Source organism: Variovorax sp. GW821-FHT10B04 (genome assembly GCF_059415645.1).
Window position 1 is genome coordinate 254,230 of the sequence record NZ_JBWKNQ010000007.1, and the last position, 11,316, is coordinate 265,545.

Annotated in this window: 11 protein-coding genes; 2 read left to right on the top strand and 9 right to left on the bottom strand. The window is 68.0% G+C overall.

The features are described from left to right. Window positions 1–5: 5 nt before the first annotated feature. From AC07PZ_RS19115 to AC07PZ_RS19140, 6 genes are all read right to left on the bottom strand, one after another. The gene (locus AC07PZ_RS19115; RefSeq protein WP_495296710.1) at window positions 6–854 is read right to left on the bottom strand and encodes an ABC transporter ATP-binding protein; all 849 of its coding nucleotides are present in this window, start codon (window positions 852–854) and stop codon (window positions 6–8) included. Between the two features lie 56 nt (window positions 855–910). Continuing rightward, entirely contained in the window at window positions 911–1,939 is a 1,029-nt protein-coding gene (locus tag AC07PZ_RS19120; protein ID WP_495296711.1) for an ABC transporter substrate-binding protein, read from the bottom strand. 44 nt (window positions 1,940–1,983) lie between these two features. Next, on the bottom strand, window positions 1,984–2,754 hold the full coding sequence (locus tag AC07PZ_RS19125) for an ABC transporter permease (RefSeq protein WP_495296712.1): 771 nt from the start codon (window positions 2,752–2,754) through the stop codon (window positions 1,984–1,986). Window positions 2,755–2,773: 19 nt separating this feature from the next. After that, entirely contained in the window at window positions 2,774–3,859 is a 1,086-nt protein-coding gene (locus tag AC07PZ_RS19130) for a dihydrodipicolinate synthase family protein (protein ID WP_495296713.1), read from the bottom strand. A 1-nt stretch (window position 3,860) separates the two neighbouring features. Then, entirely contained in the window at window positions 3,861–4,937 is a 1,077-nt protein-coding gene (locus AC07PZ_RS19135) for an NAD-dependent epimerase/dehydratase family protein (RefSeq protein WP_495296714.1), read from the bottom strand. Window positions 4,938–5,078: 141 nt separating this feature from the next. Further along, window positions 5,079–5,732 carry a TetR/AcrR family transcriptional regulator gene (locus AC07PZ_RS19140; RefSeq protein ID WP_495296715.1) on the bottom strand — a complete coding sequence of 218 codons (654 nt, stop codon included), beginning with the start codon at window positions 5,730–5,732 and terminating at the stop codon, window positions 5,079–5,081. A gap of 252 nt (window positions 5,733–5,984) precedes the next feature. Here AC07PZ_RS19140 and AC07PZ_RS19145 point away from each other — a divergent pair, with 252 nt between their 5' ends. Beyond that, on the top strand, window positions 5,985–8,195 hold the full coding sequence (locus AC07PZ_RS19145) for a hypothetical protein (protein ID WP_495296716.1): 2,211 nt from the start codon (window positions 5,985–5,987) through the stop codon (window positions 8,193–8,195). Between the two features lie 124 nt (window positions 8,196–8,319). On the opposite strand, the gene AC07PZ_RS19150 is transcribed toward AC07PZ_RS19145, so the two are convergent. After that, a complete protein-coding gene (locus AC07PZ_RS19150; protein WP_495296717.1) occupies window positions 8,320–9,513 on the bottom strand; it encodes an MFS transporter in 1,194 nt (397 codons plus the stop codon). A gap of 141 nt (window positions 9,514–9,654) precedes the next feature. On the opposite strand from AC07PZ_RS19150, the gene AC07PZ_RS19155 reads away from it, so the two are divergent. Continuing rightward, the gene (locus tag AC07PZ_RS19155) at window positions 9,655–10,233 is read left to right on the top strand and encodes a TetR/AcrR family transcriptional regulator (protein WP_495296718.1); all 579 of its coding nucleotides are present in this window, start codon (window positions 9,655–9,657) and stop codon (window positions 10,231–10,233) included. 21 nt (window positions 10,234–10,254) lie between these two features. Here AC07PZ_RS19155 and AC07PZ_RS19160 read toward each other — a convergent pair whose 3' ends face one another. After that, window positions 10,255–10,755: a hypothetical protein gene (locus AC07PZ_RS19160; RefSeq protein ID WP_495296719.1), complete on the bottom strand. Its 501-nt coding sequence runs from the start codon at window positions 10,753–10,755 to the stop codon at window positions 10,255–10,257. 159 nt (window positions 10,756–10,914) lie between these two features. Further along, window positions 10,915–11,313, bottom strand: a complete 399-nt coding sequence (locus AC07PZ_RS19165; RefSeq protein WP_495296720.1) for a RidA family protein — start codon at window positions 11,311–11,313, stop codon at window positions 10,915–10,917. Between the last annotated feature and the right edge of the window lie 3 nt (window positions 11,314–11,316).

Here is an 11,316-nt window from a genome sequence, read left to right on the forward strand (position 1 = left end):
GCGGGCTACCAGTGCGGGCCGGCACGGCCGTCACCACGGCCGGCGCTGCCCGAGAGTTCGGTGTAGATGTCGAAAGCCATGCGGCCGAGCTCCGGCGCGGCACGGGTTTCCGCCGTGCGCGGCCGTGGAATGTGCACCTCGTGGATGTTCGCCACGCGGCCCGGCCGCGGCGACATCACGACCACGCGGTCGGCCAGGAACACGGCTTCGGGAATCGAGTGGGTCACGAACACGATGGTCTTGCGCTGGCCGCCATGCGCCGCCTGGTCCTCGCCCCAGATGCGCAGCAGCTCGATGTTCATGTCGTCGCGCGTCATCGCGTCGAGCGCACCGAAGGGCTCGTCCATCAGCAGGATCGGCGGGTCGAGGATCAGCGCGCGGCACAGCGACGCGCGCTGCTGCATGCCGCCCGACAGCTCGCCCGGCCGCTTGTTCGCGAAGTCGCCGAGGCCGACGAGCTTCAGCAGGCGGTGCGCACGCTCGCGGTATTTCTCGCGGTCCAGGCCCGACAGCTCGGCCGGCAGCAGCACGTTGTCGATCACCGAGCGCCACTTGAGCAGCAACGCCGCCTGGAACACCATGCCGACCTTGGGGATCGGCTGCACCACCGGCGCGCCGTCGACCAGGATGCGCCCGCTCGTGACCGGCCGGAGCCCCGCCATGGCACGCATCAGCGTCGACTTGCCGCAGCCGCTCGGGCCGACCAGCGCGATGAACTCGCCCTCGCGGATGGTGAGCGAGATGTCGCGCAGCGCCTCGACCGGGCCGCTCTCGGCCTGGTAGACCATGCCGGCATGGTCGACTTCGATCAGGGCGCGCGGCGGCGCGGCGGCGGCGGGGCTGTGGGTCGGCATGCGCTCGGCTACTTCTGAAAGGTCGGGAATATCGGAGATGTCGGGGATCGGGCGCCTCACTTCACCGGCAGGGGCATCGCCACCTTGGTGAAGAACTCGCCGGTGTAGACCGTCTTGCAGTCGACCTTCTTGGGCAGGCCCATGTAGGTGTTGACGATGTCGGTCGACGCGCACATCTTCTTGTCGTCGATGTAGCCGATGCCGTTGTCCGCGTAGGTCCTGGTGCGCATCAGCTCGAAGCCGAGCAGCATGTTGGCCTTGATGATCGCCACGTCGATCTCGGGCACGCGCTTCTTGTAGATCGCCAGGGCTTCGTCCGGGTTGGCCATCACGTCGCGCCAGCCCATGTACGACGCTTCCAGGAAGGCCTTGAGCTGCTTCGGCTTCTCGGCCATGGTCTTCTCGCCGGCCATGATGGACATCGCGTACAGGTCGAAGCCGTAGTCGGCCCAGGCCAGGCGCACCGCCTTGCCCTCGCCCATCGCCTTGTCGTAGAAGGGCTGGCCGGTGGTGTAGTCGGCCACGCCGTCCATGCGCTTCTCGGCGATCGACGCCACCTTGGCGGTCGGCTCGATGTTGACCCAGGTCACCTTGTTCGGATCGATCTTGTTGATCCGCGCGAACGCCGGGAACGCCAGGCGCTGGCTGTCGCCGGCCGGTGCGCCGACGGTCTTGCCCTCGAGATCGGACGGCTTGAGCAAGGGCGCATCGCTGCGGCTGAAAAAGGTCATCGGCGTCTTGTCGAACACCATGCCGACCATCTTCACGCGGGCGCCGCGCGACACGGCCGAGATGATCGGCACCGCGTCGGCCAGGCCGGCATCGGCGCGGCCGGTGTCGACCTTGGCGATCGAGTCGCCCGAACCCTTCGAGGCCTCGATGCTCACGTCGAGCCCGCGCTGGGCGTAGTAGCCCTTCTCCAGCGCAACCCAGTAGGCCGCATGGTCGCCCACCGCGAACCAGTTGAGCGCGAAGGTGAACTTCTCGCGCGCAGGCGCCGGTGTCTGGGCCTGCGCGGGCAGCCAGGCCAGTGAAAGAAGCGCCGCACAGGCGGCGGCAACGGGGACGGCGATCCTGGATCTCATGGTGGCTTCCTTGAAAGTGCGATGCAAAAAGACAGGGAGGGGATTCATGCGGCGCCGTCGTCGGCCCAGGGCGCGAGCAGCCGCGACAGCAGTGCGACCAGGCCGTACAGCAGCAGCCCGAGGATCGAGATCCACACCAGTGCGGCGAAGGCGGCCGGCGTGTTCATGCTGCTCTGCGTGGTGATGATCACGTAGCCGAGGCCACGCTGCGAGGCGACGAACTCGCCGACGATCGCGCCCACGACCGCCGAGGTCGCGGTGACCTTGAGCGCGCTCAGGATGTACGGGTAGGCGTTCGGCACGCGGATCTTCACGAACACCTTCCACTTCGGCGCGCTGAACACGCGGCCGAGGTCGACCAGGTCCTGGTCGATCTGCGTCAGGCCGACCGCCGTGTTGATGACCACCGGGAAGAACCCGATCAGCGCGCCGATCAGCATGTTGGGCACGATGCCGTAGCCCAGCCACATCAGGAACAGCGGCGCGATCGCCACCTTGGGCAGCGTGTTGACGAACACCAGGAAGGGCGTGAGCGCGCGCGACATGCCGGGCGACCACGCGATGGCCATGCCCAGCAGCACGCCCGCGATGGCGGCGAGCAGGAAGGCGCCGAGGATCTCGACCGCGGTGATCCACGCATGCGACAGCCACGGGATCTCGTCGCCGAACATGGACTGCAGCACCGACAGCGGACTCGGCAACAGGTATTCGCGGATGCCGAACACCGACACCGCGAGCTGCCACAGCGCGACGAAGGCGACGAAGATGCCGGCCGCCGGCAGGTAGTGGAGGATCGACTGGTTGAACTTGCGCATGGCGTGCAACGTGCAGTTTTCAGGCCAGCCAGCGTGCGAGGTTCGCCGCCACGAAGTCGTCGTCGGCCAGGTCGCCGTGCATCGCGTAGACGCGGTCGATCGCTTCGCCCTGTCCGGGGCTCAGGCCTTCTTCCGGATCGAGGCACCAGATGCCTTCGAGCAGCCCCTGGCGCCGCAGCACCTCGTGGCAGCCGGCGATGCAGCCATGGAAGTCGTTGGCGACGTCGAAGAAGGCGCTGTTGCAGTCGGTCACGCGGCCGTCGAGCGACAGCAGTGCATCGCGCTGCGCGCCGTCCGTCGCCGCGGCCACCGCCTGGCACTGCGCGAGCATCTTCACCGCGCCCGAGGTCCAGACCGACCAATGGCCGAGCAGCCCGCCACGGAATCGCACGGTGACGATCCGATCGTCGCGCGACACCGCATAAGGCGTGATCAGGTCCAGCACGATGTGGTCGTCGTTGCCGGTGTAGAGCGTGACGCGCTCTTCCGCACGCGCCGCGACCACGCCGCGCACCACGTCGAGCGTGCGGTAGCGGTTGAAGGGCGCGACCTTGATCGCGACCACGTTCGGTATCGCCGCGAAGCGCGCCCAGAAGGCGGCGCTCAGGTCCATGCCGCCGACCGCCGGCTGCAGGTAGAAGCCGATCAGCGGAATGGCCTCGGCCACGGCCTCGCAGTGGGCGATCAGCGTGTCCTCGCTCTCGCCCTTCATCGCCGCCAGGCTCAACAGCCCGGCCTGGTAGCCGAGGCTGCGCGCCAGCGTGGCTTCGGCCAGTGCCTGCGGCGTGCGGCCGCAGACGCCGGCCACCATCGCGAGTTCGCGCTCGGGGCCGGCCCAGTCGTGCGCCGTCTCCGCCGCCAGCCGCAGCACCCGCTCATAGAGACCGACCTCGCGGATCGCGAACTGCGTGGTGTGCACGCCGACCGCAAGGCCGCCGACGCCGGCGTCCAGGTAGTAGCGTGTCAGCGCGCGTTGGCGGCGCTCGTCCAGCTGGCGTTCGGCATCGAGTGCAAGCGGATGCGCGGGGATCGCGAGGCCACGCTGCAGCAGCGCGCGCACGCGTTCGACTTCGGCACCGGCAAGGGGCGTAGCGGCGGCAGCCATGTCAGAACTTCCCATCGCGGACTTCGAATTTCGTCGGCTTGCCGAAGCTCTCGCGCTCGTGCTTCACCCAGTCGGCGACCCAGTCCAGCATCGCGCCCAGCGGAACGGCCGGGTAGCCGAACAGGCGGCTCGCCTCGGTCGTGTCGGACAGCAGCGCGGTCGGGCCTTCCTGGCCGCCCACCTTCGGCTCGACGCCGAGCCGCGCAGCGAACTCATGGACCAGCCAGCGCACCGAGATCGTCTCCGGCCCGGTGCAGTTGATCGGCGTCGGCGGCGTGGTGCAGTGGCGCAGGCTGCGCAGCACCTGCGCATTGGCATCGCCCTGCCAGATCACGTTGACGTAGCCCATCGCCAGGTCGACGGTGTCGCCGCGGTAGACCTTGGAGGCGATGTCGAACAGCACGCCGTAGCGCATGTCGATCGCATAGTTCAGGCGGAACAGCCGGCCCGGCGTGCCGTGCTTGCCGCCGAAGTACTCGAACATGCGTTCGCGGCCGATGCACGACTGCGCGTATTCGCCGATCGGTGCCGGTGCGGTGCGCTCGCTCGCGCCCTGGCGGCCGACCGGCGTGAGCGGATAGATGTTGCCGGTCGAGAAGCTCACGATGCGCGCATCGCGGAAGGTCTCCGCGACCAGCGCCGGCACGTGCGTGTTCATCGCCCAGGTCAGCGACTGGTTGCCGCTGGCGCCGAACTTGTGCCCGGCTGCGAACACGATGTTGGGCACGCGCGGCAATGCCTCGAGCGCACCGCGGTCGAGCAGGTCGCAGGCGATGGTTTCGATGCCCCAGCCCTCGAGCTTTTCGCGCACCGACACATCGCTGAAGCGGGCCACGCCGATCACGCGCTTGTGTGGCGCCGCGTTCTTCGCGAGGCGCGCCAGCGTCGGGCCCATCTTGCCGGCCACGCCGAGGATCATCAGGTCGCCCTCGACCTGGGCGAGGTCGTCGATCAGCGCCTGCGTGGGACTGGCGAGGAAGTCGTCGAGCGCCTCGACCGATTCGAAGCGCGCCGGCAGGTGCGCGGGATCGAGCGTGGAGGCGGCGGCCGTGGCACGTGGCGGGGGCGATGTCTGCATGGGGTTCACTCCGAGGATCAGCGTTTCGGTAATGACTTTATGACGCGCCGCACCATGTGTCAACCGTTTGGTTGAAATTGATCGGAATGATCGCGTGGCGGCTTTCCGGCCGCATTCAAGGGCGCGTTGGAAGCGCGCCCGCTAGGGGCGAAGACCGGCCATCGCGAAGGACACGACGTGCTCGCGATACGCCGCCACGGCCTTGGCGTCGCTCAGGTCGCGGCTGAAGATGGACGACAGCGTGAGCCGGTTGGAGAAGAAGAAATACGACATGCCGGCGATCGACACGTAGAGCTCCACCGGGTCGATGCCGCGGCGGAACAGCTTCTGCGCGATGCCGCGCTTGAGCGTCTTGGCGATCAGCTCGATCAGCGGCGAATTGGTGTCGCGGATCGCGCCCGATGCCCGCACATGGCTCGCGCCCTGCGCGTTCTCGTGGTTCAGCATGCCGATGAAATCGGGATGCCGCTCCAGATAGTCGAAGGAGAAGCCGATGAGTGTGGCCATCGCCTCGGCAGGCGCCATGTCGCCCAGATGCAGGCTGCGTTCGAGCGACCGGATCTCGGTGTAGACCACCTCGAGCGCGGTGCGATAGAGGTCTTCCTTGCTGCCGAAGTAGTAGTAGATGAGCTGCTTGTTGACGCCGGCACGCGCAGCGATCTCGTTGACCCGCGCACCCGCCAGCCCCTTGGCCGAGAACTCCGCGCGGGCCGCCGCCAGGATGGCGTTGCGCGCGGCGTTCTGCTCGGCATTGGCTTCGTCGGGGATTGCGGCGGCACGGCGGGAAGGCGGCATGGAGATCGGGCGATGGGAGCGAAGGGCGCGGGTGCGGCCGGGAGCGCGGATTATCCGCGCGGCCGTGCGCAACCCCAACTTGCACTATGACCAGCGGCCTAGCGCCAAAGCGAAATGGACGCTTTCATTCGGCTTTCTTAGTCTCCCCGGCTGTGGACGGCTTGCATGCCTGCGAGCGTGTCCCGCACGTCACCGCGGCGCACCGAAGCGGCGGTCCCCCTGCACTTTGCCCTGGAGAAGATGATGAGAAGGATGCCCATAGGCAGATGGCTGGCCGCAAGCTCGCTGGCCTTGCTACTGGCGGCTTGCGGTGGCTCGAACGACGACGGCACGCCGCCGCCGACCGGCACCGCGCCACCGCCGACCACCACACCGGATACACCGACCACGCCAACCACACCGATCGTTCCGCCCAATCAGGTGAGCGCGGCGGGCGGCGTGGTCGAGATCACCGATCCATCGAGCCCGATCCGCGGCACGCGCGTCACGGTGCCGGCCGGCGCTGTCGCGGGCGGCACCGTCGACATCACCATCGGCTACGAGGACAACCCGCCGATGGCGCTGTCGGGCGACGTGGTCGCGGGCGGCGGCGCCGTTCTGGGCAAGACCTACGTCATCACCAAGAGCGTGCCCGGCACCTTCGACCAGCCGATCGAGGTCACGGTGCCTTACACCGCGGCCGGGCTCGAGTCCGGCGACGTGCCCTCGGTGCTGTTCTATGACGAAAGTGCCGGCGCCTATGCCGCGATGTCCATCAGCGGCTTCGATCCGGTCGCCGGCACGGTGACCTTCCGCACCGCGCACTTCTCGAAGTACATCGTGGCCGGCATGAAGGGGCTCGGTGCGCGGCTGGTCGCGGCCGGCGGAGGCACCGGCACGAGCGGCAGCGGCACGCTGACCATCGACACCGGCTTCCTGCCGTCGAAGGATTCGTTCTTCCGCTCGAACATCAGTTCCTACTCATCGCCCGGCGGCAACAGCCTCGGCATGGCCGCCTATGCCGACTGGTTCTACGAGCGCGCGAAGACCACGCAGAACAATGGCAAGGGCTTGTTCCAGACCTACATCGAAGGCGATCCGGCCAACCTCGACGACGACATCACGGCAGAGGAACTCATCGTGCGCGCCCACGCCATGAGCAGCCAGCAGTGGGCCGCCAGGCTGGCCAGGCAGCAGAGCAGCCTGACGTCGCTGCAGACCGCCATCGGGCTGCTGCAGAACCTCTGGCTGACCGGCAAGCCGCAGGTGTTCCTGATGTGGGGCAATCCGACCTGGTCGCCGCAGTACGTCGCGGGCACCGCGTCGTGGTCGCAGGCCATGGTGGCCTACAAGTTCGACGTGGCCACCCTCACCTTCGGCCTGTACGACCCGAACCTGCGCGGCGACGACACGCTGGGCATCGGCGTCAACGCCAGCGGCTTCACCACCCTCACCAAGCAGGGGCTGTTCTCGCCGGAGCCGAACGCCTTCGCCTACGACTCGTACCAGTCGATCTATGCACCGAGCGACATGCAGGGGCTCTTCGACGGTGCCAAGGCCGGCTGGTCGGACGGGCTGTTCGGCCGCATCCAGATCAGCAACCTCGGCTTCGACGTGACCGGACGGACCGCGCTCGTGACCGACCGCACCAACGTGCACCTGGTCGGCTCGGTCGCACTGGGCACCGGCAACGCGAACGCCGCGCCGGACTCGATCGACGTGTACGTCGCCGGCAGCTTCGTGGGTCGCTTCCCGCTGACGGGCACGAGCTTCGACATCCTGCTGCCGACGCTGCCCAACACCACGAGCGCCGAGATCCTGATGGTGGCCAGCCGCCAGGCCGGCGTGGGCCGCAGCAGCAGCGGCGTGTACGGCACCTTCAAGCGCTTCAAGATCAAGTCGGGCTCGGTGCTCGAGAACTGGGGCTTCGAGAAGGGCGACTTCTCGCTGTGGGAATCGGTGCGCCGCCTGTGGTTCGGCACCGACGTGGTGAACCCGTCGGACAAGAGCGTGATCGCCACGCCGGGCTTCGACGAGATCGCGACGACCATTCCACGGGTGCTGTTCGGCAACTACTCGGCGCGCGTGAACAACTCCGATGACAGCTATCACATCAGCACCATCACGCGCGACGTGATCGTGCCGGCCGGGAACGCACCCTTCGCGCTCGCCTTCAGCTGGGCTGCCGTGCTGGAAGATCCGAACCATCCGCCGCAAGACCAGCCCTACGTGAACATCAAGGTCGAGAACACGACGACCGGCGAGGTGCTGTACCAACGCCATTACTTTGCCAACGATCCGAGCTGGCCGGGCTGGCAGACGTTCACCGTGAATAACAGCGAGTGGAAGGCGATCGACTGGCAGGCCGTCAACCTGACCAACCTCGAGCGCTTCGCCGGCAACACGCTGCGGGTCACGGTCGAGGCGGCCGACTGCGCGCAGGGTGCCCATGGTGGCTATGCGTACTACGACGCGGACGAGTGAAGCTGCCGAGTGAAGTCGCCGAGTAAAGCAGCCGCCGAGTGAGGCGGACGAACCGGCGAACGCGTCAGGCCTCGCGGCCGGCTAACGACAGCGCCCGGGTGCATGCAGCGCCCGGGCGCTTTTTTCATCGCCCCGGCCGGCGCCGCAGCTGGAGCGTCAGGCCTGCAGCCGACAGTGCCAGCAGCACGGCCGCGTAGCCCTCCACCGTGCCCAGCAGGCCGAGCGGTGCGACCAGGAAGCCCGCGACCATCGCGGGCAGGCTGAACGCGAGATAGCTCACGACGAAGATCGCGGCGAACAGCTCGCCACGCTCGTGCGGCTGCGCCATCGGCGCCAGCGACTGAATCAGCGCCGAGAAGGCGGCGCCGAAGCCGACACCCGCGACCGCCGTGCCGGCGAAGAACAGCCCGATCGAATGCGTGGCGAGCGACAGCAGCAGCAACAGCACGCCGACCACGATCGCCGCCATGCCGACCGCGACCGCACGCGCCGGTGCCAGGCGCCGGAGCAATGTGGGCGCGACCGCACCGACACCGCCCAGCACGGCGATCAGCAGTCCGTTGACCAGGCCGTTGTCGATGCCGAACACGTGATGCACCAGCGACGGCCCGAGCGACAGGTACAAGCCGCCGAGCGCCCACACCGCCACGAACACCGGGACACCGCGCGTGAAGTCCTGCCGTGCCCGCGCAGGCACGGACACGCGCGGCACCAGCGAAGCCCACGCGCCCGGACGCGGCACGACGGTCTCTGTCATGAACAGCACCAGCACCGCACCGATCGCGAACACGGCACCCAGCATGCCGAACACCCATTGCACCGGGAGAGCCGTGAAGCGCACGGCGACGCCGGTCAGCAACGCACCGACCGCCAAGCCGGCCAGCGGCGACACGCTGCCGATCAATGCGCCGAGCTGCTTGCGCGCCGGCGGCGCGGCCTCGACCACTGCGGCGCTCAGCGCGCCGCTCACGATGCCGGTCGCCACGCCTTGCAGCACGCGCGCGCCGATCAGCCCGCCGATGTCCTGCGCATGCAGGAACAGCCCCATTGCGAGCGCCTGCATCACCAGCGCGACGACGATCACGGGCCGGCGGCCGACATGGTCCGACAGCGAGCCCGCGATCAGCAGCGACAGCATCAGCGCAATGGCGTAGATCGCGAAAGCCACCGTCAGCATCGACGACGAGAAGCCCCACGCGTGCTGGAACACCACGAACAAGGGCGACGGTGCGCTGGCCGCGAAGAAGAAGGCGAACAGCACGGCCGCGAGCAGGGCGAAGGACAGGTGGGACGGTAGCCGCCACACGGTTGTCGGCAAGACGACGGCCGCGGGTGGGGAGGCGTGTACGCAGGGAGAGAGATTCGAGGCCATGGCGATCCTTAACGCAATGATTTTCGCGTTTGAGAGTATAGGATCACACCTCTTCTAATGCAAATATATTTGCGTTAGAGTGGCTGTATGAAAACGGGACAGACCAAACGGCCGGGTGGCCGCAGCGCGCAGGTGCAGGCCGTGGTGCGCACTGCGCTGGAAGAACTGGTGGCCGAGCACGGCCGCGAACGCGTGACGGTGCCGGCCATCGCCGAACGCGCCGGCGTGAGCGCGTCCAGCATCTACCGCCGCTGGGGCGACCTGCAGGGGCTGCTTGCCGAAACGGCGACCCATCGGCTCGACCCCGACCGTCCGCTGCCCGACACGGGCGACCTGAAGAAGGACCTGACGGCCTGGGCGCGCGAGCTGATCGTCCACCTTTCGCAACCCTGCAGCACCTCGCTGCTGAAGGCGGCCGCCGCGCTCGCGAACGGCGAAGACACCAACTGCCTTCGCAACCGCAAGCGCGAAGCACAGGTGCTGGTCGAGCGCGCGCTGGCGCGCGGAGAGCCTGCACCGACGACGCAGCAGGCGATCGACCACGTGATCGCGCCCATCGTCTTCAGGCTGGTCTTCGGCGCGGACGCCGTGCCGCCTGCGCTGGCGACACGGCTCGTGGACGAGCTGTATGCGCTGGTTCCCGCCCGCGCCGCGGTGCAGGCCTGAACGCGACCGGCGGCGTGCCGGTCAGCAGCCCGTCGGACGGTTCGGACGCATCGGGATCAGGCCGGTGATGCGCACGGTGGCGCCCGTGCCGTCACTGGCGGTCAGGAGCTTGTTGGTGAGCTGCACGCGATCGCTGGCACGCACCACGCCCGTGTCCGCGCCGTCGCCACTGCTGAATTCCTTGCCGCCCACGGTGATGAAGAGCAGGTACAGCGAGGTCGCATTCGGCTGATAGCGCACATCGCCGAATGCCGTGGTGGAGCCGGCGACCTTGTTCAAGCCATCGAACTTGAAGGTGCAGACCTCCGGGTCCGAGCCGATGGGATTCTTCTTGTCGACGTCGGTCAGGTTCACGTTGCCATCCCCATACACGCCGTTCAGACCGTCGACCGTCGATGCGGTCACCGTCAGCACGCCGGTGCGATCGCTGGGCGTCGGATCGTCATCGTTGCCGCCACCGCAGGCGGTCAGCACGGCTGCAGCGGCCAGCGTGAGGGCGCAGGTCTTCAGGAAGGTATTCATGGGCATTGGCTCCTAGGTGTTGAACAGGCGGCGGAACACTTCCGCCGACCCGACACCCTAAGAAGCGCGCATGCCGCCGGCGTGCGTCCTCTTTACATCCTTGACGTAGGACCGCGTCGATCATGAAAGCCCTCCATCGCGACCGCGCGTGTAAGTGAATCAACCTGCCACGTGCAGATTCCGGCGCAAGGCCGTCACCTCGATCTCGACCTTCGCCTCGGCCACCGCCAGCGCGCAGCACACCGTCGTGTTGGCCGGCCGGTTGGGTTGCATGCGGCGCTTCAGCACCTGGCTGACCTCGGGCACATCGGCGCGGTCCGGCACGTAGACATGCACGCGCACCACGTCGGCCAGGCTCGCACCGGCCTGCGCCAGCGCGGCGGCGATGGTGTCGAGCGCGCGGTCGCTCTGCGCCTGCGCCGTCGGCGGGAACAGGCCGGTCGCGAAGTCGGCACCGACCGTGCCGGAGACGAAGACCCAGTCGCCGTCGACCACCGCGCGCGAATAGCCCGCGAGCGCTTCCCAGGGCGAGCCGCTGTCGATGAACCGTCGCGTCATCGT